At 74.5% G+C, this 21,976-nt stretch carries 16 protein-coding genes and 1 pseudogene; 8 read left to right on the forward strand and 9 right to left on the reverse strand.

Going from position 1 to position 21,976, the window contains the following annotated elements:
• Positions 1–139 precede the first annotated feature (139 nt).
• From secA2 to F8274_RS08495, 4 genes are all read right to left on the reverse strand, one after another.
• Complete coding sequence (gene secA2, locus F8274_RS08480) at positions 140–2,434, reverse strand: accessory Sec system translocase SecA2 (RefSeq protein WP_151461732.1); 2,295 nt, start codon at positions 2,432–2,434, stop codon at positions 140–142.
• A gap of 109 nt (positions 2,435–2,543) precedes the next feature.
• Positions 2,544–4,292, reverse strand: a complete 1,749-nt coding sequence (locus F8274_RS08485) for an ABC transporter ATP-binding protein (protein ID WP_151461733.1) — start codon at positions 4,290–4,292, stop codon at positions 2,544–2,546.
• A gap of 29 nt (positions 4,293–4,321) precedes the next feature.
• The gene (locus F8274_RS08490; RefSeq protein ID WP_151461734.1) at positions 4,322–5,410 is read right to left on the reverse strand and encodes a zinc-binding alcohol dehydrogenase; all 1,089 of its coding nucleotides are present in this window, start codon (positions 5,408–5,410) and stop codon (positions 4,322–4,324) included.
• Positions 5,403–6,443, reverse strand: coding sequence for a Gfo/Idh/MocA family protein (locus F8274_RS08495; protein ID WP_151461735.1), 1,041 nt, complete (start codon positions 6,441–6,443; stop codon positions 5,403–5,405). The genes F8274_RS08490 and F8274_RS08495 overlap by 8 nt, the downstream gene beginning before the upstream one ends.
• 248 nt (positions 6,444–6,691) lie before the next feature.
• On the opposite strand from F8274_RS08495, the gene F8274_RS08500 reads away from it, so the two are divergent.
• The 5 genes from F8274_RS08500 (at position 6,692) to ctaD (ending at position 12,317) form a co-directional block, all read left to right on the forward strand.
• Complete coding sequence (locus tag F8274_RS08500; RefSeq protein WP_225853677.1) at positions 6,692–7,672, forward strand: glucosyl-3-phosphoglycerate synthase; 981 nt, start codon at positions 6,692–6,694, stop codon at positions 7,670–7,672.
• A gap of 36 nt (positions 7,673–7,708) precedes the next feature.
• A complete protein-coding gene (locus tag F8274_RS08505) occupies positions 7,709–8,863 on the forward strand; it encodes a glycosyltransferase (protein ID WP_151461737.1) in 1,155 nt (384 codons plus the stop codon).
• 82 nt (positions 8,864–8,945) lie between these two features.
• On the forward strand, positions 8,946–9,410 hold the full coding sequence (locus tag F8274_RS08510) for a DUF4383 domain-containing protein (protein WP_151461738.1): 465 nt from the start codon (positions 8,946–8,948) through the stop codon (positions 9,408–9,410).
• An 88-nt stretch (positions 9,411–9,498) separates the two neighbouring features.
• On the forward strand, positions 9,499–10,257 hold the full coding sequence (locus tag F8274_RS08515; RefSeq protein WP_225853673.1) for an ATP-binding protein: 759 nt from the start codon (positions 9,499–9,501) through the stop codon (positions 10,255–10,257).
• A 59-nt stretch (positions 10,258–10,316) separates the two neighbouring features.
• On the forward strand, positions 10,317–12,317 hold the full coding sequence (gene ctaD, locus F8274_RS08520) for a cytochrome c oxidase subunit I (protein ID WP_151461739.1): 2,001 nt from the start codon (positions 10,317–10,319) through the stop codon (positions 12,315–12,317).
• Between the two features lie 140 nt (positions 12,318–12,457).
• On the opposite strand, the gene F8274_RS08525 is transcribed toward ctaD, so the two are convergent.
• The 4 genes from F8274_RS08525 to F8274_RS08540 form a co-directional block, all read right to left on the reverse strand.
• Positions 12,458–13,591 carry a SigB/SigF/SigG family RNA polymerase sigma factor gene (locus tag F8274_RS08525; protein WP_151461740.1) on the reverse strand — a complete coding sequence of 378 codons (1,134 nt, stop codon included), beginning with the start codon at positions 13,589–13,591 and terminating at the stop codon, positions 12,458–12,460.
• Between the two features lie 242 nt (positions 13,592–13,833).
• Positions 13,834–15,231 (reverse strand): hypothetical protein, encoded by a 1,398-nt coding sequence (locus F8274_RS08530; protein WP_192579758.1) that lies wholly within the window; start codon positions 15,229–15,231, stop codon positions 13,834–13,836.
• A gap of 277 nt (positions 15,232–15,508) precedes the next feature.
• Positions 15,509–17,269 carry a thiamine pyrophosphate-binding protein gene (locus F8274_RS08535; RefSeq protein WP_151461741.1) on the reverse strand — a complete coding sequence of 587 codons (1,761 nt, stop codon included), beginning with the start codon at positions 17,267–17,269 and terminating at the stop codon, positions 15,509–15,511.
• A complete protein-coding gene (locus F8274_RS08540; protein ID WP_151461742.1) occupies positions 17,262–18,386 on the reverse strand; it encodes a Vms1/Ankzf1 family peptidyl-tRNA hydrolase in 1,125 nt (374 codons plus the stop codon). Before F8274_RS08540 ends, F8274_RS08535 begins: the two co-directional genes overlap by 8 nt.
• Positions 18,387–18,527: 141 nt before the next feature.
• On the opposite strand from F8274_RS08540, the gene F8274_RS08545 reads away from it, so the two are divergent.
• A complete protein-coding gene (locus F8274_RS08545; RefSeq protein ID WP_192579756.1) occupies positions 18,528–19,076 on the forward strand; it encodes a hypothetical protein in 549 nt (182 codons plus the stop codon).
• A gap of 37 nt (positions 19,077–19,113) precedes the next feature.
• A complete protein-coding gene (locus tag F8274_RS08550) occupies positions 19,114–19,974 on the forward strand; it encodes an alpha/beta fold hydrolase (protein WP_151461744.1) in 861 nt (286 codons plus the stop codon).
• Positions 19,975–20,102: 128 nt separating this feature from the next.
• Here the strand turns inward: F8274_RS08550 and F8274_RS08555 are convergent.
• Positions 20,103–20,324 (reverse strand): annotated as a pseudogene (locus F8274_RS08555) (DUF3817 domain-containing protein); the annotation flags it as partial.
• 163 nt (positions 20,325–20,487) lie between these two features.
• On the opposite strand from F8274_RS08555, the gene F8274_RS08560 reads away from it, so the two are divergent.
• The gene (locus F8274_RS08560; RefSeq protein WP_151461745.1) at positions 20,488–21,966 is read left to right on the forward strand and encodes a glutamate--cysteine ligase; all 1,479 of its coding nucleotides are present in this window, start codon (positions 20,488–20,490) and stop codon (positions 21,964–21,966) included.
• Positions 21,967–21,976: the final 10 nt, after the last annotated feature.

The following is a 21,976-nucleotide window of genomic DNA, read 5'->3' on the forward strand; positions in this document are numbered from 1 at the left end:
GGCGCCATTGCCTGTCCCATGATCGCTATCTCCCTGAGTCGAAGCCCCGGCCTACTACCCTCCCAAACCGGGATCGAAACCGCGCAAAGGGGTCCCTTCCGGCGGGTTGCGAGCCGGAAGGGACCCCTTGTGCGGACGGTCAGCGGGAGCCGGAGATGAGCCGCCGCCCCACCGAGGCGATCAGCCGGTCCAGCTCCGAGCCGAACGGGTTGTCGTGCACCAGGTACGTCCACGTTGCGGTCGGCCGCACCAGCTTGGCAGCGTCCGGCTCCCACCCGTCGGCGAACTCGGTCTCCTCGAAGGTGGCGATGGTCCGCGTCTCGATCTCGGGGATCAGCGCGTTGAACGCCGGCACCGCGCTGCGGTGGAACTCGTCCAGCGGGTCCAGCCGGCCCAGCGCCCGCAGGTGCACGCCCTCGCGGACCTCGGAGAGCTCGGCCAGGTGCTCGGCCCAGAGCCGGTCCAGGTGGTAGAGGGCGATCTTGCGGGCCACCTCGGCCAGCAGGTCCTCGTCCATCTCGCCGGCCTTCTCCGGCACCCGCTCCAGCAGCATGAGCGCGGCGATGTCGCTGGTCAGCAGCCGCTCCCGGCGCTCGGCCAGCGCCTTGCGCTGCTGCTCGATCACCTGGCTGTAGCGCCAGGTGTTGCGGTGGATCTCGTGGTTGACGCCCTCGGCGACCCGCTGGGCGTGCTCCACGGCGTAGTCGACCTGCGGGTCGGTGACCAGGCCGTCGGCGTTCATCCGGGGCGAGGCCGGCACGGTGTCGCCGGCGTGCCGCACGACCAGGTCGTCCTCCAGGCTGACGAAGAAGACCGAACCACCCGGGTCGCCCTGCCGGCCGGCCCGCCCACGGAGCTGGTCGTCGACGCGGCGGCTGTCGTGCCGGCCGCTGCCGATCACGTAGAGGCCGCCCAGCTCGGCGACCCGCTCCCGGTCGGCCTGGTCGCTGCCACCCAGCCGGATGTCCACCCCCCGGCCGGCCATCTGCGTGGAGACGGTCACCGCGCCGTACGCGCCGGCCTCGGCGATGATCTCCGCCTCCTCGTCGTCGTTCTTGGCGTTGAGCACGACGCAGGACACCCCGGCGGCGTGCAGGCCGGCGGCCAGCCCCTCGGACTCCTTCACGTCGAGGGTGCCGACCAGCACCGGACGGCCGGCCTCGTGGCAGCGCCGGATCTCGTCGATCAGCGCCTCCTCCTTCTCGGCCCGGGTCGCGTAGATCCGGTCCGTCTCGTCCTCGCGGACGCACGGGGTGTTCGGCGGGATCACCGCCACCTCGAGACCGAAGAACTCGCGGAGCTGGTCGCCGACGAGGACCGCGGTCGCGGTCATCCCGCAGACCGTCGGGTAGAGCGCGATGTAGGCCTGCACCGTGATGGTGCCGAGCACCTCGCCCTCGGCCGTGGCGTCCAGGCCCTCCTTGGCCTCGACCGCCGCCTGGAGCCCGTCCGGCCAGCGGCGGCGCTGGGCCACCCGGCCGCGCATCTCGTCGATCAGCTCGACCGACTTGTCGCGGACGATGTAGTCCACGTCGCGGTGCAGCAGGGCGTGCGCGTGCAGCGCCACGTTGACCGCGGAGAGCTGCCCGACGTGCTCCTCGTCGTAGAGGTCGATGCCGCCCAGCTTGGCCTCGACCGTGGCCAGGCCGACCGAGGTGAAGGCGACGCTGCGGCCGTCCTCGGCGATCGTGTAGTGCCGGTCCTTGCGCAGCCCGCGGACCAGCGCGGCGGCGGCGTGCACCGGGTCCTGCTCGCCGGGGACCGCGCCGGCGAGGACCATCGGCACCCGGGCCTCGTCGATGAGGATGGAGTCGGCCTCGTCGACGATCGCGGTCTTGAGGGCCGGCTGGACCCGCTCGGACAGGTCGGTGACGAGCTGGTCGCGGAGGAAGTCGAAGCCGGCCTCGCTGACCGCGATGTAGGTGACGTCGCAGGCGTAGGCGGCACGCCGCTCCTCGGGGGTGGACGCCTCGTTGACCCAGCCGACGGTGAGCCCGAGCAGGGCGTAGACCGGGCCCATCCACTCGGCGTCGCGGCGGGCCAGGTAGTCGTTGACGGTGAGCACGTGCACCGGGCCGTTGCCCATCCGGACGTGCCCGTAGGCCGCGATGGCCGCGGTCAGCGTCTTGCCCTCACCGGTGGCCATCTCGGCGACCTTGCCGGACAGCAGCGCCATGGCGCCGAGCAGCTGGACGTCGTACGGCCGCTGGTCGAGGCCGCGGCGGGCCGCCTCGCGGCCGATCGCGCAGAGCTCCTCGTAGCCGGCGGCCTGCCCGGCCGCCTCGGTCAGCTCCGCGTCGGAGAGCTTCTCCAGCTCGGCCTCGCGGGCCTCGATCGCCGGCAGCAGCTTCTCCAGCGGGGCCAGGTCGACCGTCGTTCCCGGGCGCTGGAGGAACCGCCGGAACCTGGTCTTCAGACGTTGCGACACACCCATGAGCGGCAACGGTACGCGAACGGAAGCCGATTGTGACACCCGTGCGGGGCGGTTGCCGGGCGGTGTCCGGATTCGGGATTGTTTCCGCAGGTCAGGGCGCTTCGCGCGCTCAACCGACGAGGAGCTGGTGGGTGGCCAGCTCGCGGTAGAGCGGGCTGGTCGAGGTCAGCTCGTCGTGGGTGCCGACGGCGACCACCCGGCCGGCGTCCAGCACCACGATCTGGTCGGCGTCCACCACCGTGGAGAGGCGGTGCGCCACGATCAGCAGGGTACGGCGCACCGCGACGGCGTCGATGGCCCGGCGCAGCGCCGCCTCGTTGCGGGCGTCGAGGTTGCTGGTCGGCTCGTCGAGCAGCAGCACCGGTGGCCCGGCCAGCAGCGCCCGGGCGATCGCCAGCCGCTGCCGCTCCCCGCCGGAGAGCAGCACGCCGCCCTCGCCGACCTGCACGTCCAGCCCGTCGGCGGTCCGCTCGGCCAGGTGCCCGAGGTTGACCTCGTCGAGCACCGCGCGCAGCCGGTCGTCGCCCGCGTCCGGAGCGGTGATCAGCAGGTTGTCCCGGAGCGTGCCGGCGAGCACCGGCGCCTCCTGCTCCACGTAGCCCAGCCGGGCCCGCAGCGCGTCCCGGGGCAGGTCGCGCACGTCGACCCCGTCCAGGCACAGGGTGCCCCCGGTCACCTCGTAGAAGCGCTCGACCAGGGCGAGCAGGGTCGACTTGCCGGCGCCCGACGGGCCGACCAGGGCGGTGCGGGTGCCGGCCGGCACGGTGAAACTCACCTCGTGCAGCACCGGCGGGCCGCCCGGGTAGCCGAAGTCGACCCGGTCGAACTCGACCGCCGCCGGCCCGGTCGCGACGGGCCGGGCGGTGACCGGCGCGGGCCGCTCGTGCGCCCCCTCACCCGGCACGGCGAGGATCTCCTCGATCCGGGCCAGCGCGCCGAGCCCGGTCTGCAACTGGGTGTACGCGTGCACCGCCTGCCCCAACGGCAGCACCAGGAAGAACAGGAACATCACGAAGGCCACCAGGTCGCCCACGCCGATCGCGCCGGACGCCACCCGGGCCCCGCCCACGGCCAGCACCAGCAGGAAGGCGCCCTGGACGGTGACCGTGCTGGCCGGACCCACCACCGCCTGGGCCCGGGCCACCCGCAGCCCGGCCGCGTACGCCTCGGTCGCGCTCGACACCACGGTCGCCGTCTCCCGCCGCTCGGCGCGGCTGGCCCGGATGGTGCGGGCCGCGGAGATGGCCCGCTCGACGGCGGAGGTCATCTCGCCGACCCGTTCCTGGGCCTGGCGGGCCAGGCCGCGGACCCGCCGGGCGACCGTGAGCGCGAAGCCGACGCCGACCGCGACGGCGGCCAGGGTCACCCCGAACAGCAGCGGGTCCAGCAGCAGCATGGCGGTGCCGGCGCCGAGCACCATGACCGCCCCGGTGACGGTCTCGAAGAGGCCGGAGGTGACCACCGCCCGCAGCAGCGTGGTGTCCGCGCCGACCCGGGAGAGCAGATCGCCCGTGCGGCGCCGGTCGTACTCGGCGATCGGCAGCCGCAGCACGTGCCCGGCGAGCCGCCGCCGGGTGCCCAGCACGAGCCCCTCGGCGGTGCGCTGGAGCAGGAAGTCGCGGAGGCCGCCGAGCAGCGCGCCGACCACGACGAGAGCCACCAGGACGGCGACCAGCCCCGTGGCCGGGCGGCCCGCGGTGATCCGGTCGAGCACACTCCGGGTGAGCAGGGGCTGGGCCAGCGCAGCCCCGGCGCCGGTGATCGACAGCACGCCCACCGCCACGAGGGTGCCGCGGTGGGCGCGCAGGTACGGCAGCAGGGCGGCGAGCCCCGGCGGGCGGGCGACGTCGGTGGTCATGGCAGCACCGTAACCGGGCCGGCCCAGGCTCAGCCGGTGAGCACCACCTGCAGCTCGGAGCGACGCCGCTCGGCCAGGTCGGTGAGCAGCGCCGGCGCCTCGTCCAGCGGCACCACGGCGGAGACGAGGTGCTTGCGGACCAGGTCACCGTGCTGGCGCAGCAGCTCGACGGTCTCCGCGGAGAGCCGCTCCCGGTCCCAGGTGGGGGCCAGCCCGCGCGGCACCCGGCCGATCTGGGCGCAGCGCAGCGCCAGCCCGTTGTGGTGGAACTCCTCCCCGAGCCGGACCGCGTCCGCGCCGGCCTGGTAGAACGCCAGGTCGATCACCGTGCCCTGGGGGCGCAGCAGGCGCAGCGCGAGCTGGAGCGCCCAGTCCTGGCCCCGGCACTGGAAGACCACGTCCGCACCCCGGTCGCCGGCGGCGTGGTTCCAGCGGGTCTTGAGCACCACGGCCGGGTCGTCCGCCGCCGGGTCGAGGGCCTCCAGGCCCAGCGCCTCGGCCACCTCCCGCCGGGCCGGGGTGGGGTCGAGGACCACCACGGAGGCGGCGCCGTGCCGCCGGGCGAACAGCGCGGTGAGCAGCCCGACCACCCCGCCGCCGACCACCGCCACCCGCCGCCCGCGCACCCCGTCGCCGAGCGAGCGGACGTCGGCGCCGCAGAGGTCGGCGGCGGCGTGCAGCAGGCCGTTGGCGCAGATCGGGCCCATGTGCGCGACGTAGACGCCGAGCAGCGGGTCGAGGTCGTCGGGCAGCGGCACGAACCGTTCGGCGACCGGGTCGGCGACGTGTCCGCTGCGGTGGCCGTACGTCATGGCGCCGACCGTGCCCACGGCGACGGCCGGCGTGCGGCTCTCCACCACCCGCCCGACCTGCATGTAGCCGAGCCGGGTGACCGGGTAGGGCGTGCTGGCCTCGCCGGGCTGGAACAGCCCGAGGCCGGCGTTCCAGGTGACGTGCAGATAGGGGTTCGTGCCCTTGACGTAGCTCAGCTCGGTGCCCGCGGAGACCCCGCTGTAGAGGGTCTCCACCCGGAAGGTGCCCTCGCGCAGCTCGGCCGCGTCGTGCTCGACCAGCTCGACCCGGCCCGGCCCGCTGACCACCACCACCCGGTCACGCATCGACGGTCACCCCCGTCGGCCCGGCCGGCGCCGCGTCGGCGACCGCGGCCGTGAGCCGCGCGGCCGGCCCGGTGGGCAGCGCCACCGGGCGGCCGGTACGCGCCGACTCGGCCACCGCCAGGGCGAGCCGCTGGGTGCGCAGCGCCTCGGCGTAGGGGACCCGGACGTCGTCGCCGACCCCGCGGACCGCGTCGACGAAGGCCCTGTCGACGGCCACCCGGGCGCCGTCCGGGTCGGCGGGCAGGTGCCGCTCGCCCTCGCCGTCGCAGACGGTCAGGCCGTCCTCGGCCAGCGACAGGGCCAGCCCGTCCGCGAGGATCTCCAGGCCGGCCCGGTGCTTCCAGCCGAGCACGCAGGCCGCCGCTAGGGTGCCCACCGCGCCGGACGCGAAGCGCAGGGTGGCCGCCGTGACGGAGTCGATGTCCGCGCCCTCGACCGGCGGTGGGCTGCCGTCGCCGTACGCGGCCACCTCGGTCACCTCGCCCACCAGCAGCCGGACCAGGTCCAGCACGTGCGCGGCCTGCTCGACCACGGGCCCGCCGGACCGGTCCCGCCGGGTCCACCAGGCGACCGGCGGCACCTTGTCCAACCAGGCCCCGTTGACCATCCGCACGGGCCGGTCGGCGAGCAGCCGGCGGGCCTCCTCCACCACGTGCAGGTAGCGCCAGTGGTGGCCGACCGCGGTGAGCAGGCCGCGCCGCTCGACCAGCGCGGCGACCCGCTCCGCGGTCTCCAGGTCCACCGCCACCGGCTTCTCCACGAACATCGGCACGCCCGCGGCGATCACCGCCTCCTCGACCGGGCCGTGCGCGAACGGCGGCACGCAGACGTAGACCGCGTCCGGGCCGGCGGCGAGCAGCTCGTCCACGTCCCGGAAGGTCCGGGCGCCGTGCGCGCCGGCGAGCGCCTCCGCCGCCTCCCGGGCGACGTCGGTCACCCCGAGCAGTTCCACGTCCTCGAAGCCCGTCAACACGCGGGCATGGCGTTGCGCCACCCCGCCGGCTCCGACAAGTCCCACCCGGCACGCGCGCATACTCCCGACCCTTCCACCGCGAAGACGGACCGTCGAGAGCACTCCCCCGCCGGTCGCGGCGCCAAACGTGGACGGACGCGCAATCACGAATTCACCGGGCGGGAACCGCCCGGTACCAGCCTGGTGATCAGGTGTTCGGCATGATCCGGTTAGCACGGGCGGCGGACTGGGCAAACCAGAAGCCCGTGGTTCCGCCACGACCTGGGAGTGTGCCTGTGCGGGATACAACGTCGACCGTCTCACCCGTGGTGGAGGCCTGGGCCACGTACCGCACCGCGTCCGCCGACGACTGGCCGGCGCGCCGCCTGCTGCGCGCCAAGGGCGCGAGCCGGGTCAGCGTGGTGCTGCCGGCCCGCAACGAGGAGGCGACCGTCGGGGCGATCGTCTCGACGATCCGCCAGCACCTGATGGACCGGGTGCCGCTGGTGGACGAGCTGATCGTGGTGGACTCGCGATCCACCGACCGGACCGCGCAGGTGGCCCGGGCGGCCGGCGCCGAGGTGGTCAGCCAGGACGCCATGACGCGCGGGCTGCCCCGGCTCAGCGGCAAGGGGGACGCCCTCTGGGCCGGGCTGGCGGCGGCGGAGGGCGACGTGGTCGCGTTCGTCGACGCCGACCTGCGGGAGTTCCGGCCGCACTTCGTCACCGGGCTGGTCGGGCCGCTGCTCACCGACCCGTCGGTCGACTTCGTGAAGGGCTTCTACCACCGGCCCCTGGTCCGCACCAGCGGGGTGGAGGCCGACGGCGGGGGGCGGGTGACCGAGCTGACGGCCCGGCCGCTGCTGAACCTGTTCTGGCCGGAGCTGGCCGGCTTCGTGCAGCCCCTCGCGGGCGAGTACGCGGGCCGCCGCGAGGTGCTGGCGCAGGTGCCGTTCGTCTCCGGCTACGGCGTCGAGACGGCCATGCTCATCGACCTGCTGGAGCTGGTGGGGCTGGACGCGCTGGCCCAGGTGGACCTGGGCGAGCGCAAGCACCGCCACCAGGACACCGCCGCGCTGGGCCGGATGTCGGCGCAGATCCTGCTGACCGTCTGGTCCCGGTTGCAGCGCCGCGGCTGGGCGGTGCCCGGCCTGGAGCCGACCGCCCTGCTGACCCAGTTCCGGCGGGGCGGCTCGGAGGCGCTGCCCAACCTGGACCGCGAGATCGTGGTCAGCGACGTCTCGATCGAGGAACGGCCGCCGCTGGCACAGCTGCGACACCGGGTGCCGCGGCGACGCGTCGCGGCGTGAACCGGTGAGCGCCCCCCGAGGAAGGGACCGCGCACGATGACCCTCACCGTCCTGATGAACGCCGGTCCCTGGCTGTCCGTGCCACCGCCCGGCTACGGCGGGATCGAAAACGTCGTCGCCACGCTGGTGCCGGAGCTGCGCCGGCTCGGCGTGCGGGTGGTGCTCGCCTCGGTGGAGAGCAGCACACTGCCGGTCGACGAGCGGATCTCGGTCTTCCCGGACGGGCAGTTCCACGCCCTCCAACGGCCGTACAACCAGGTGTGCGGGGTGGCCCAGGCGCACCTGCACGGGGTGGTCCGCGCGCTGCGCGCCCGCGACGACATCGACCTGGTGCACGACCACGTGGAGGCGGTCGGGCTGGCCACCATGGCGGCGCTGGGCCCGGACGCCCCGCCGGCGCTGCACACCCTGCACTGGGACCTGGCCAAGCACCCGGAGCTGTACGGCAACCTCGACGGCGGCGGCCGGGTGCACGTCAACGGCGTCTCCGCCGCGCAGCTCGCCCGCGCGCCGCGCGCCCTCCGGGAGCACTCGGTCGGCCACGTGCACCTGTCCACCCCGCTGGCCGTCGGCGCGGACCGCCGGCCGGCGGTGGCCAAGGGTGAGCACGTGGTGATCCTGGGCCGGATCAACCCGGGCAAGGGGCAGGACCTGGGCGCGCGGCTGGCCCGGCAGGTCGGCTTCCCGCTGGTGCTGGCGGGGCCCGTCGGGCCGTACCACCGGCCTGAGGAGCTGGCGGCGGCGGGCGACGAGGCCCGGCAGAACCCGGACGTCCGGTTCTTCCACGACCACGTGGCCCCGCACGTCGACGGCGACCTGGTGCGGTGGGTGGGCACGGTCGCCGGGCGGGAGCGCGACGACCTGGTGGCCGGGGCACGGGCCTCGCTGTTCCCGCTGCGGTGGGAGGAGCCCGGCGGCACGGCGGTGGTCGAGTCGCTCGCGCTCGGCACGCCGGTGGTGGCGACCGCCCGGGGCTGCCTGCCGGAGCTGGTCGAGCACGGCCGCACCGGGCTGCTCACCGCCGACGAGGAGGAGCTGGGCGACCTGGTGCTGGCCGCCGGGCTGCTCGACGAGGACGAGTGCCGGCGCGAGGCGGCCGTCCGGTTCACCCCGGAGCTGATGGCCCAGCGGTACGTGGAGCTGTACCAGCGGGTCCGCCGGCTCGCCGCCCGGTCGTTGCAGCCGGCCTGAGCCGACGGTTCGCGTTGCGGGGCGTTTGCCCCCGGTGTGTCCGGGAAAGCCGCCCGGTCCCTTGTCTGGCGAGGAGGCCGGCATGACGAACTCGATGGCCCACTCCCGTGGGCGACGCAACCCGGCCGACGGCCGGGCGCCGGTACGCCGGGCCGCGGCGACCGTCGGCGTGCTCTTCCTGGTGATCGGCGTGCTGGGCTTCATCCCGGGCATCACCACCCACTACGGCGACCTGAAGTTCGCCGGGCACGACTCCGAGGCGAAGCTGCTCGGGCTGTTCCAGGTGTCGGTGCTGCACAACATCGTGCACCTGGTGTTCGGCGTCGCCGGCCTGCTGCTGGCCCGGACGATCTCCGGGGCCCGGACGTTCCTGGTCGGCGGCGGGGCCATCTACCTCGTGCTGTGGCTCTACGGCGTGGTGGTCGACCACGACAGCGGCGCGAACTTCATCCCGCTCAACGGCGCGGACAACTGGCTGCACTTCCTGCTCGGGGTCGGCATGATCGCCCTCGGGCTGCTCACCACGCGGGGTGGAAACCGGCGCTGAGCAGGCCGACCGGGGCCCGATGTCCGGTTTCACCCGCCCCGGGCGCGGGTATTTCCCGGGTCCCGACGAGATGGAAACGAGGGCCTGGATGTCGACCCGGATCAGGTGCGAGGTCCGCGACGAGACGCCGGTCACCGTCGTACGGCTGGCCGGCGCGCTCGACCTGAGCACGATGCGCTCCGTGCACACGGTCCTGGACCGGTGCCTCGCCACGCAGCCGGACGCTCTCGTGGTCGACCTGGAGAAGCTCGACGTCACCGACCCGCTCGCGCTGTCCGTCTTCGCCGCCGCGGCCCGCCGGGCCGCGGACTGGCCGGCCGTGCCGATGGTGCTGTCCGCCCCGCCGCGGGAGGCGGCCACCTGGCTCGCCGAGACGACCGCCTGCCGGGTGGTGCCGGTCCGCCGCGACTGCGCGGAGGCGGCGGCCCTGGCCGGGGCGGTGGCGGCCCCGCGGCTGCGCGCCCGGCTGGAGCCGGTGGCCGGCGCCTGCCGCCGGGCCCGCGAGCTGGTCACCGACGCGTGCGGCCGGTGGAAGATCCCGGAGCTGGCCGGCCCCGCCTCGCTGGTCCTCAGCGAGCTGGTCGGCAACGTCGTCCGGCACGCCGGCACCCCGATGCAGGTGACGCTGACCCTGCGCCGGCCGTACCTGCGGGTGGCGGTCATGGACGGCAGCCCGGACGACCCGCGGGCGGCGACCGAGCACGACCTGCGGGCCGAGGGCGGACGCGGGCTCATGCTGGTGCGCGAGCTGACCCAGCGCTGGGCAGCACCCCGGCGGGCGCGGGCAAGGTGGTCTGGGCCATGCTACCGGCGAACTGACCGAATTCTCCGCTCTCGCCTGCTTTGATGGGCAGAGGGTCGGGTACTCGTGCCCGTCCTGTCTGTCGTCACACGGGGTGAGAAGCCATGCCTAACCAGGTAGTCAGGGAGCCACGAGACCGGGGACCTGCGATCCTCGCGCCGGCCCGGTTCGGCGGCTATCCCGGCCCGGTCCAGGAGGCCATCAAGGGCAACTCCCTGTGGCGGCTGCTGCGCACCACCGACGCGAAGCTCATCGGCCTGCTCTACCTGGGCACGGCCTTCGCGTGGTTCGTCGTCGGCGGGATCCTGGCGATGCTCATGCGGGCGGAGCTGGGCCAGCCCGGCATGCAGTTCCTCTCCCCCGAGCAGTACAACCAGCTGTTCACCATGCACGGCACGATCATGCTGCTGCTGTTCGCGACGCCCATGGTGTTCGGGTTTGGCAACTACATCGTGCCGTTGCAGATCGGCGCGCCGGACGTGGCCTTTCCCCGGCTCAACGCCTTCGCGTACTGGCTCTACTTCTTCGGGGGCCTGATCGTCCTCGGCGGGTTCATCACCCCGCAGGGTGCGGCGGACTTCGGCTGGACGGCGTACACACCGCTCAGCACCGCGCAGCACAGCCCGGGCGTCGGCGGGAACATGTGGGTGGTCGGTCTGGCGCTCTCCGGCCTGGGCACCATCCTCGGCGCGGTCAACCTGATCACCACGATCATCACGCTGCGCGCGCCCGGCATGACGCTGTTCCGGATGCCGATCTTCACCTGGAACCTGCTGCTCACCAGCGTCCTGGTGATCCTGGTCTTCCCGCTGCTGGCCGCCGCGCTGTTCGCGCTCGCCGCCGACCGGATCCTGCACTCGCACGTCTACGACCCGACCACCGGCGGGCCGATGCTCTGGCAGCACCTGTTCTGGTTCTTCGGCCATCCCGAGGTCTACATCGTCGCGCTGCCGTTCTTCGGCATCATCACCGAGATCATCCCCGTCTTCTCCCGGAAGCCGATCTTCGGCTACACCGGTCTGGTGCTCGCCACCATCGCGATCACCGTGCTGTCGATGACCGTCTGGGCACACCACATGTTCGCCACCGGCCAGGTGCTGCTGCCGTTCTTCAGCATCCTCAGCTACCTCATCGCGGTGCCGACGGGCGTGAAGTTCTTCAACTGGATCGGCACCATGTGGAAGGGCCAGATCACCTTCGAGACGCCGATGCTCTTCGCCATCGGCTTCCTGGTCACGTTCCTGTTCGGCGGCCTCACCGGCGTGCTGCTGGCCAGCCCGCCGGCCGACTTCCACCTGCACGACACCTACTTCGTGGTGGCCCACTTCCACTACGTCCTCTTCGGCACCATCGTCTTCGCCGCGTTCGGCGGGCTCTACTTCTGGTTCCCGAAGATGACCGGGCGGCTGCTCAACGAGCGCCTCGGGAAGATGCACTTCTGGACCATGTTCATCGGCTTCCACGCCACCTTCCTCGTGCAGCACTGGCTCGGCGCCGAGGGCATGCCCCGCCGGTACGCCGACTACCTGCCCGGCGACGGCTTCACCACGCTCAACGTGATCTCCACCCTCGGCTCCTTCCTGCTCGGCGCGTCGACCCTCTTCGTGATCTGGAACATCTGGAAGTCCTGGCGCTACGGCGCCATGGTGACCGTGGACGACCCGTGGGGCTTCGGCAACTCCCTCGAGTGGGCCACCACCTGCCCGCCCCCGCTGCGCAACTTCGACCGGATGCCGCGGATCCGCTCCGAGCGGCCGGCCTTCGACGCCAAGTACGGTCCGCTCGTCGCCGACCTGGGCCGCGACCTGCCGCAGCGCACCACCAAGCCGCCCCAGCACTTCACGGAGGAGTTGCGCCACGTGCCGTACACCCCGGAGTCGCCGGCCGCCGAGGGCGCGCACGGCGCCCGCGAGGCCGCCGAGTACCAGCCCGCGCCGCAGTCCGGCGCCCGCCCGGTCGAGGTGCCGGAGCCGGAGGAGGTGCGCCGGCCCAGCTTCGACGAGACCGACGAGCCGGAGGAAACCCAACTGGGTCCACAGCGCAGCAGGCCGTCGAACCCCCGCTGGGAACATCCCCGCGGGAACGGGGACACCACGGAGAACTGACCGGACACGGAAGGGCCGGCGCCCGACGGGCGCCGGCCCTTCCGTGTTCCGCCCCCGGGTACGCAGGCAGGGACGGGCGACCTCCCTTGGACACGGCGCCGCGCCGGCTCCTGGACGGGAGCCGGCGCGGTCCTGATCGGTCAGTCGGCGGCGGGCAGGCCGGCCGCGGCGAGCGAGCGGCGCACCGCGGGCTGCACCCGGGTCAGCCGCAGCGGCACCCCGGTGCGGGCGGCGGCGTCCCGGCCGGCCATCAGCGCGGCGATCCCGCCCGCGTCGAAGCCGCCCGCGCCCACCAGGTCGACCACCACCTCGCGGGGCTGCCCGGTGACCGCCTCCAGCATGGCCTTGCGGAGCCGGTCGGCGCCGTCGCGGTCGACCTCTCCCCCGACCTCGACGACCACCCGGTCGCCGTTCTGCTTCACCGAGATCCGCGCCTTGGCCGGCTCGGACTCGGCCGCGCCGTTCTGCCACGGTGGCGGGGCGTCGGCGAGCATCGCCTGACGCAGCCAGGTCAGCGCCCGGGAGAGCAGCCGGGACACGTGCATCTGGGAGATGCCGAACCGGGCCGCGATCTCCGCCTGGGTCTGGTTGCCGTAGAAGCGCATGGCGAGGATCCGCCGCTCGCGCCACGGCAGCCGGTGCAGCAGGCCGCTGACGGTGACCCGGTCGTCGACCGACTCCAGGGCGTTGTCCGACTCGCCGACCAGGTCGCCGAACTCGGCGGAACTCTCCCCGCCGACCGGCGCGTTCAGCGAGGCCGGGCTGTAGCCGGCGGCCGACTCCAGCGCCGCGAGGATCTCCTCCTCCGGCGTCTCCAGCCGCTCGGCCAGCTCGGCGACCGTGGGCGCCCGGGACAGCTCGCTGGTCAGCGCCGCCGTCGCCTGCCCGACCTCCAGGATCAGGTCGCGCAGCCGGCGCGGCACGTGCACACCCCAGGTGCGGTCCCGGAAGTGCCGTTTGATCTCACCGACGATGGTGATCGCCGCGTACGCGGTGAACGAGCCCCGCTCCGGGTCGTACCGGTCGACGGCGTTCACCAGGCCCAGGCGGGCCACCTGCTCCAGGTCCTCCAGCGGTTCCCCGCGGCCCCGGTAGCGGCGGGCCAGCCGCCCGGCGAAGGGCAGCGCGAAGCGCACCAGGTCGTCCCGTGCCTCCTGCCGCCGCTCGGGTGGCAGGCCGGCGATCCGTGCCGCGTACGCCAGCGCCGCCGCATCGAGGTCCTCCAGGCCCCGTTCGGTCGGTGGTGGTGTGGGTGTTGTGGTCTGTCCGAACATCCGCGCCTCCCTCAGGAAGGTCCCCCGCCCGGATCGGAACCGGTCGTGCGCGTGGTCGGGCCACGCACCGGGCCGGAAGTTGGGTTACGTGACGGCACGCCGGAAGCGGCGGCCGCCCGCCGCACGGCGTCGTGGGCCGTCTCGCGGCGAGCGGTGTTCCCGCTCCGTAGGTACTCAATCACGGTCCGCAGGATCGCGAGGATGTTTCGCCAGGTTGGTCGGCGACCCACCGACGGCCGGCCTCAGGAGACCAGAAGCCCCTGGTGGGCGCCCGCGTCGCGCAGCGCGGTGAGGGCCTCGGCCATCCGCAGCGGCGGCGGCACGGGCAGGTCGTACGGCTGGTTGCGCAACACCTCCGTGGCACGGCGGGTGGGCACCACGGTGACCGGGTAGCCGCGCGCGGAGCCCCGGTCGAGGGCGCGCCGGCGGCGCCCGAACCCGGCCACCGCGAGCCACTGGGGCAGCCCCGCGAGGGCGGGCGAGCGCACCCCGGGCGGCTCCGGCAGCACGTCCACCGAGCTGAACGGCTCGCTGCCGGCGAGCCACCACTCCGCCCCCTGCACCCGGCGGCGGGTCGCGTTCTCGCACCAGTAGGGCACCAGGCCCGCCCGGAGCACCTGCCACGGGTCGAGCAGCCGGCCGCACTCGACCACGAGGCGGTCGCCGGTCTTGCCGGCCCGGCGCAGCCAGCGCCGGTAGAGGTCAGCGGTGGCCGCGCTCAGCGCGTCCGGCTGCGGGACGACGACCCGGTGCAGCGGGTGCCCCTGCCGGCCGCCCCACTCGCGGGCGTCGTGCTCGAAACCGGACTCCACGCCGTTTTCGGCGAACGCCGCCGGGGAGGTGACGTCCGGCGGCGCCCAGCGCGCCCCGTCGCCGCCCGCCGAGCGGAGCACCTGGCGCAGCGCGTGCGCGTCCGGGTGGAAGTCGACCGGGTCGAGGCCGCTGGCCGGGCAGCCGACCTGGAAGCTGTGCCCGCTCCCCTCGTCCCGCACCGGCCAGGTGCGCGCGTCGTGGAGCAGCAGCACCGGCGCCCCGGGCTCCAGCCCCTCGGCCAGGAACCGGGCGTACGCCCCGGGCAGGGCCCGCCAGCGCACCGCGAGGCTCACCGTGGCGCCCGCCGACGCGCCCCGGCTGGCGGGGCAGTGCACCTGCCGGACGTGCACCCGGGCGTTGGCGGCGAGCAGCCGGCCGGCCAGCGCGGCCCCATGGTCGAGGGCGGCGTCCGGGCGGTCCACCGCGCCCCGGGTCCAGTGCGCGGCCACCTCGAACCCGGCCGGCAGCCAGGGCACCCCGAGCGCCACGGCGAGGTGCGCCGCCGCGCCGTGCGGGGATCCGAGCACCGCACCGGGCCAGCGGCGGGTCGGGTACTGGTCGACGAACCAGCCGGCCACCCGCTCGGCGTCCAGGTCGGCGACCTGGGCGGGGGTGAGCGCGGCCCGGCCGGCGGCCCGCGCCGCGGCGGCCCGGCGCACCGGCTCCGGGGCCCCGGTGAAGCGCGACAGCGGCCCCGGGTGGCCGAGGTCGCCGCAGTCGTCGCCGCGCAGCGCGCGGGCCGTCACGGCGACCAGGAGCCGGGCGGCGCTGCCCGCCGCCACCGCCCGGTCGCCGGTCAGCCCGGCGCCGGCGGCCGTCGGCCCCACCGGCACCTTCCGCCCCGGCCCCACCTTGCCTCGTTCGCTCACCACGCGGCCCGGCTTCCCGTCCCTCTGGGGTCTAAACGGGGCATCACCCCACGGGTCGGACCAATCAGCGGGCGGGCGGCGGCACCGCGCGCGGCACGCACCGGAGCCCTTCCGCCGTGCCCGGCCGTCGCGGGCGGAACGGGGGCGAAAGCAGCGCGGCCGGGCGGCGGCAGACAGCGGCCGGCACCGCCCCCGGTGAGGGGGCGGCGCCGGCCTGAGGGGTGGTCCGGTCCCGCTAGACCAGGTCCGACGCCTCCACGGCCGTGCCGGTCTCCAGCACCCGCTCCCGCACCCGCCGGGCGGCGTCGCCGTCGGCGAACAGGCCGCGCAGGTCGGCCAGGGCCGGCTCGGGCGGGTCCAGCGCCACCGCCGGGTCGACCACGGCCTCCAGCACGCTGGGCCGGTCCGCGGCGAGCACCTCGTCCCAGGCGGGACCGACCAGGTCGGGGCGGTCCACCCGCACCCCGTGCAGGCCGAGCAGCCGGGCCCAGCCGGCGTACGGCACGTCGGGCCGCCGGGCCGCGAACGCGCCGGGCGGGCGCCCACCGCCCATCCCGGACTGGTCGCGGTTGTTCAACACCAGCACCACCAGCCGGGGATCGCGCCACTCCTGCCAGTGGTGCGCCACGGTGATCAGCTCGGCGAGCCCGTTGAGCTGCATGGCGCCGTCGCCGAGCAGCGCGATCACCGGCTCGTCGGGCCGGGCCAGCTTCGCGGCCACCGCGTACGGCAGGGCGCAGCCCATCGAGCCGAGCGTGCCGCACAGCTGGGCCCGGACGCCCGGGGGCAGTTGCAGGTGCCGGGCGTACCAGTAGATGACGGAACCGACGTCCACCGCGACGGAGCCGTTGCGCGGCAGCCGGGCGGAGAGTTCGTGCAGGACGAGCTGCGGGTTCACCGGCTCGGCCGGGGCGGCGGCCCGCTCGGCCGCGGCGTCCCGCCACCGGTCGACCGAGCTCTCCACCACGCCCCGCCACTGCGCGTTCGGCCGGTCCGGCACCCGGGCCAGCAGCGCGCGCAGCGTCTCGGCGGCGTCGCCGACCAGCGGCACGTCCACCGGGTAGCGGGTGCCGATCCGCCGGCCGTCGATGTCGATCTGGACGGTGCGGACCTGGCCCGGCATCGGGAACCAGTCGGTCCACGGGTCGTTGGTGCCGACCATGAGCAGGGTGTCGCAGCCCCCCATGAGCTGCGCGGCGGCGGTCGTGCCGACCTCGCCGAGCACTCCGGTGTGGAAGGGCAGCCGCTCGTCGAGCACCGGCTTGCCCAGCAGCGACGTGGCCACGCCCGCGCCGAGCCGGTCGGCGAGGGCGATCACCTCCCCGGCCGCGCCGTGCGCGCCCTGGCCGACCAGGATGGCCACCCGCTGGCCGGTGCCGATCAGCGAGGCGGCGGCGTCCAGGTCGGCGTCGTGCGGCAACACGCGGGCCAGCGGCTCGCCCGGGGTCGCCGACATCACGCCGGCGGTCTGCGGCAGCAGGTCGGGCACGGCGGCGAGCTGCAACGCGTGCGGCAGGACCACGCAGGTCGGGCTGCGGGTCGCCGCGGCCGTGCGGAACGCCTGGTCCAGCAGGACCGGCACCTGGTCCGGGGTGCGGCCGTAGCGGACGAACTGGTTGCAGACGTCGCCGAAGAGCCGGCTCAGGCCGATCTCCTCGTGCGCCCCGCCGAGCGGCCCCGTGACGTCCTCGCCGACGATCGCCACCACCGGCTTGCTGTCCAGCTTGGCGTCGTAGAGGCCGTTGAGCAGGTGCACCGCGGCCGGCCCCTGTGTGGCCAGGCACACCCCGATCTCGCCGGTGAATTTGGCGTGCCCGGTGGCCATGAACGCGGCGGTCTCCTCGTGCCGGGCGGGGATGAACTCCGGGTCCCCGCCCGCGTCGTCGAGCGCGGCGACCAGGGGGGCGATGGCCGCCCCCGGGTAGCCGAACGCCCGGGGCACCCGCCAGGCACGCAGCCGTTCGACGACCAGGTCCGCCACCGTGCGGTCAGCCATTGCCCCGCCCGGGCGTGCTGGCGTCGACGTAGCGCAGCACCGCGCCGACCCCGTCGGTGAGTTCCGGCGCCTCCTCCGGCGCGAGCACGGTGAGCTCGGCGTCGGTGCCGATGAGGGCGCGCAGCAGCGCGGCGTCGGCGCGTACCTTCTGCGGGTCGGCCACCGACATGTCCCGCAGCTGTCCCGGGTCCGTGGCGATCTCGGTGGGTTCCGGGCCGACCCACAGCTCGCCGTCGGCGGACGCGTCGTCGACGATGAGCATGGTGTCGACCTGGTCGCGTTGCAGGGCGGAGACCACCGCGTCGAGGCCGGCGCCGACGTCCTCCTGCACGCCGAAGCGGTCCAGCGCCGTGGCGATCCGCTGGTCGGCGACCTCGGCGATGGTCTGCACGGTGATGTCGTCCATCAGGGTGTCGTCGGCGCCGACGTCACGGGAGCCGGCGTCGGTGCGTACCAGCACGTCCTGCCAGCGCTCGGGCAGCTGGGCGGCGATCATCCCGGTGGCCCGGACGTCCCCGGCGACCACCAGCACGTCGGCGCCCACCCGCTCGGCCAGGTCGGCGGCGGCGGCCGCGGCGTCCCCGGCGTTGTGGTGCCAGGCCTCCATGGCGGCTCGCTGGTAGCGGGACTGCGACCAGCCGCCCGGCTGCACCCGGCGCAGCTGCCCGGTCTCCCGCCCGATCACCGTGGCCCGGCGCGGCACCCCGCCGGCGCTGACCGCGACCGCGTCGGCTCCGGTCCGGTCGGCCAGCACCCGCACCCAGGCGATCTGCTCGCCGCGCTGGGCGACCAGCGGCATGGTGTGCGGCAGCGCGGACCAGGAGGCCAGGTCGCGCAGTGGCGGCGCGGAGAGGTATTCGGTGAGCACCACCCGGCCCTGGGTGGCGAAGACCGCGATGCCGTAGTCGCCGGGCATCGGTTGGTGCCGGCGGACCACTTCCTCGATCGCCTCGATCGTCGCCGGGTCGGCGCCCTGCCCGATCAGGTCCCCCTTGAGCGCGCGCCAGCGCAGGTCGACCTGCGGACGTGCGTCGTGGGTGTCCCGCGAGGCATCCATATACACCGAGCACCACGGCCCGGGACGGTCGTAGAGCGGGCGCAGGAACGACAGCTGCATGCTCGACCCCTTTCCAGCTCGGCCGCACGCATACCCGCGCGACCCGGGATGTCACCTTCCGGGCCGGGCCCGTGACCGGTGTTCATTCACGTCGTTCAACCCGGGGGATCGATACCATGAGTGAAAACAACAGGACTCTCGGTGGTGAACATGAACACGGAGCTGCACATCCGCCGCCCCGTCCACCCGACGGAACGGATCGTCACCGGCCGGTTGGTCCGTCTCCTGGAGGGCTACGCCCGCGAGGTGCGGGTGGGGCAGCCGGTGCTGGTCGGGGTGCTGACCGCCGCGAGCGTGGTGGGGCTGCTGGTCCGGCTGGTGCGGGCGCTGCTCAGCAGCGGCAGCGGCGGCGCCCGGCGCAGCTTCAAGGAGCTGAAGCAGGGGCCGGAGTTCCTGGTCACCCCGGTCCGGGTGCGCGACGCCGCCGACCGGCTGGTCGAGGTGGAGCTGCACGGCCACCTGCCGCAGAGCGCCCTGCACCCCGGTGACCACGTGCAGCTGACGCTGCGCCCGCAGCGCGACGCCGACCTCCCGCCGCGGATCGAGCGGATCGTCAACCTGACCACCGGCCAGTTGCTGACCCCGCGCACCGCGACGGTCTGGTCGCACCTGGGGCCGGCGCTGCTGCTCCAGGCGGTGCTCGGCGTGCTGCTGGTGGCGGGCGTCGCCGCCTGCTCGGCGCTCGGCTGAGGTTTCCGTCCCCGGCGACGGGGGCACCGGCTCGGTCATGTTCCCGGGATTCACGCTGGAGCACGTCGACGTCGGCCCGGTGCGCCTGCGGGTCCGGCACGGCGGCTCCGGGCCGCCGGTGGTGCTGCTGCACGGCCACCCCCGCACGCACGCCACCTGGCACCGGGTCGCGCCGCTGCTCGCCGCCCGGCACACCGTGATCTGCCCGGACCTGCGCGGGTACGGCGGCTCGTCGAAGCCGCCGAGCGACCCGGCGCACACCGTCTACTCGAAGCGGGCGATGGCCGGCGACGTGGTGGCGCTGCTCGACGCGCTCGGCCACCCCCGGGCGGCGGTCGTCGGGCACGACCGGGGCTGCTACGTGGCCATGCGGACCGCGCTGGACCACCCGGACCGGGTGACCCGGCTGGGCGTGCTGGACGGCGTGCCGATCGGCGAGGCGCTCGCCCGCTGCGACGCCCGGTTCGCGGCCCGCTGGTGGCACTGGTTCTTCCTGGGCCAGCTCGCCAAGCCGGCCGAGCGGGTGATCAACGCCGACCCGGACGCCTGGTACGGCGGCTCGCCGGAGGCGATGGGCGCGGAGGCGTACGCCGACTACCGCCGCGCCATCCACGACCCGGCCACGGTGCACGCCATGTGCGAGGACTACCGGGCGGGACTGGGCCCGGACCGGGCGGCGGACGACGCGGACCGGGCCGCCGGCCGGCGGATCGGCTGCCCGGTCCTCTTCGCCTGGTCGGAGCGGGACGACATGGTCGACCTGTACGGCGACCCGGCGGCGATCTGGCGGGACTGGGCCGACGACGTACGGGCGGCGTCGATCCCCTCCGGCCACCACATGGCCGAGGAGGCCCCGGCGGAGCTGGCCGCCCTGCTCGGCGACTTCCTGGCCGGGTGACCCGCGGCGGTCAGCCGACCGGGGTGAGCGGACGCTCGGTGGGGGGCCGGGGTGCCGAGGAGGCCACGGCGGCGGGCCCAGCGCTCGAAGAGCACCGTGGCGAACGGCGGCACCGCGCAGGCCAGCGCGACGGCGGTGTGCCACAGCGACCAGCGTCGCTGCCGGGCGACCACGAGCACGAGCAGCCCGTACGCCACGAACAGCGCCCCGTGGACCGGGCCGAACACGTGCACGCCGATCTCGTTGCGCGGCGGCCCGTACTTGACGGCCATCCCGGCGAGCAGGGCGGCCCACGAGCAGGCCTCGGCGATGGCCGCCGCCACGAACAGCCGGGTGGTGATCTCGCGCATCCGGCCATGCTAGCCAACCGGACCGGCCGGACCGGCCACGACACTGTGCGACGCGACAGGGATCACCGGCGGGACAGCTGGGTAGTAATGGGTCCCCCGGCTCTTTCCCCGCGCCGCCGTGGCGTGCGAGGTTAGGGGGACCAACGGTGACAGGGTGGTGACCATGGGCGAGGACGTCGGCGCGCGCACCTTCAGCCGGGAGGACCGGGCCCGCTACCGCGACAAGGTGCGGCGTTGCCTGGACGTGTTCGCCGAGATGCTGCGCGAGTCCCGCTTCGACGTGGAGCGGCCGATGACCGGGCTGGAAATCGAGCTGAACCTCGTCGACGAGGAATCCCAGCCGGCCATGCGCAACGCCGACGTGCTGGAGGCGATCGCGGATCCCAGCTTCCAGACCGAGCTGGGCCAGTTCAACGTGGAGATCAACGTCGAGCCGCGCCGGTTGACCGGCACCGGCACGGCCCAGTTCGAGGAGCACGTCCGGGCCAGCCTCAACGCCGCCGAGGAGAAGGCCCGAGCGGTCGGCGCGCACATGGTGATGGTCGGCATCCTGCCGACCCTGCGCCCGGAGCACCTGACCGCCGAGACCCTCTCGGCCAACCCGCGGTACGCGCTGCTCAACGAGCAGATCTTCGCGGCCCGGGGCGAGGACCTGCGGATCTCGATCAGCGGGGTGGAGCGGCTGGCCACCACCGCGGACACCATCACCCCCGAGGCCGCCTGCACCAGCACCCAGTTCCACCTCCAGGTCAGCCCGGACCAGTTCGCCGACTACTGGAACGCCGCCCAGGCGATCGCCGGCGTCCAGGTCGCGCTGGGCGCGAACTCACCGCTGCTGTTCGGCCGGGAACTGTGGCGGGAGACCCGGGTGCCGCTGTTCCAGCAGGCCACCGACACCCGCGCCGAGGAGATCAAAGCCCAGGGGGTACGGCCCCGGGTGTGGTTCGGGGAACGCTGGATCACCAGCGTGTTCGACCTCTTCGAGGAGAACGTGCGCTACTTCCCCGCGCTCCTGCCGGTGTGTGACCCGGAGGACCCGGCGGAGACCCTGGCCGCCGGCGGCGTGCCGAAACTCGCCGAGCTGCGGCTGCACAACGGCACGATCTACCGGTGGAACCGCCCGGTCTACGACGTGCTGAAGGGCCGCCCGCACCTGCGGGTCGAGAACCGGGTGCTGCCCGCCGGGCCGACCGTGCTGGACACCGTCGCCAACGGCGCCTTCTACTTCGGCCTGGTCCGCGCCCTCGCCGAGTCCGACCGGCCGCTCTGGTCGCAGATGTCGTTCAGCGCGGCCGAGGAGAACTTCACCAACTGCTCCCGGCACGGCATCGACGCCCAGGTGTTCTGGCCGGGGCTGGGCTACCTGCCGGTGACCGAGCTGGTGCTGCGCCGGCTCCTGCCGCTGGCCCACCACGGGCTCGACCGGTGGGGCCTCGACCCGGCCGAGCGGGACCGGCTGCTCGGCATCGTCGAGCAGCGCTGCCTCACCGGCCGCAACGGCGCGACCTGGCAGGTGGAGACGCTGCACCGGCTGGAGTCCGCCGACCACCTGGACCGGCCGGAGGCGCTGCGCGAGGTGGTCCGCCACTACGTCGACCTCATGCACAGCAACCGCCCGGTCCACGAGTGGCCGATCCCGTGACCGTGGCGGC

It is taken from the genome of Micromonospora sp. AMSO31t (assembly GCF_008868175.1).
Classification (GTDB): domain Bacteria; phylum Actinomycetota; class Actinomycetes; order Mycobacteriales; family Micromonosporaceae; genus Micromonospora.

Coding starts and splice junctions, on each gene's coding strand:
- secA2 (WP_151461732.1), bottom strand. CDS start 2,434: ATGGGTGTGTCGCAACGTCTGAAGACCAGGTTCCGGCGGTTCCTCCAG.
- F8274_RS08550 (WP_151461744.1), top strand. CDS start 19,114: ATGTTCCCGGGATTCACGCTGGAGCACGTCGACGTCGGCCCGGTGCGC.
- F8274_RS08560 (WP_151461745.1), top strand. CDS start 20,488: ATGGGCGAGGACGTCGGCGCGCGCACCTTCAGCCGGGAGGACCGGGCC.
- F8274_RS08490 (WP_151461734.1), bottom strand. CDS start 5,410: ATGCGTGACCGGGTGGTGGTGGTCAGCGGGCCGGGCCGGGTCGAGCTG.
- F8274_RS08485 (WP_151461733.1), bottom strand. CDS start 4,292: ATGACCACCGACGTCGCCCGCCCGCCGGGGCTCGCCGCCCTGCTGCCG.
- F8274_RS08495 (WP_151461735.1), bottom strand. CDS start 6,443: ATGCGCGCGTGCCGGGTGGGACTTGTCGGAGCCGGCGGGGTGGCGCAA.
- F8274_RS08525 (WP_151461740.1), bottom strand. CDS start 13,591: ATGTTCGGACAGACCACAACACCCACACCACCACCGACCGAACGGGGC.
- F8274_RS08540 (WP_151461742.1), bottom strand. CDS start 18,386: ATGCAGCTGTCGTTCCTGCGCCCGCTCTACGACCGTCCCGGGCCGTGG.
- F8274_RS08515 (WP_225853673.1), top strand. CDS start 9,499: ATGTCGACCCGGATCAGGTGCGAGGTCCGCGACGAGACGCCGGTCACC.
- ctaD (WP_151461739.1), top strand. CDS start 10,317: ATGCCTAACCAGGTAGTCAGGGAGCCACGAGACCGGGGACCTGCGATC.
- F8274_RS08535 (WP_151461741.1), bottom strand. CDS start 17,269: ATGGCTGACCGCACGGTGGCGGACCTGGTCGTCGAACGGCTGCGTGCC.
- F8274_RS08510 (WP_151461738.1), top strand. CDS start 8,946: ATGACGAACTCGATGGCCCACTCCCGTGGGCGACGCAACCCGGCCGAC.
- F8274_RS08505 (WP_151461737.1), top strand. CDS start 7,709: ATGACCCTCACCGTCCTGATGAACGCCGGTCCCTGGCTGTCCGTGCCA.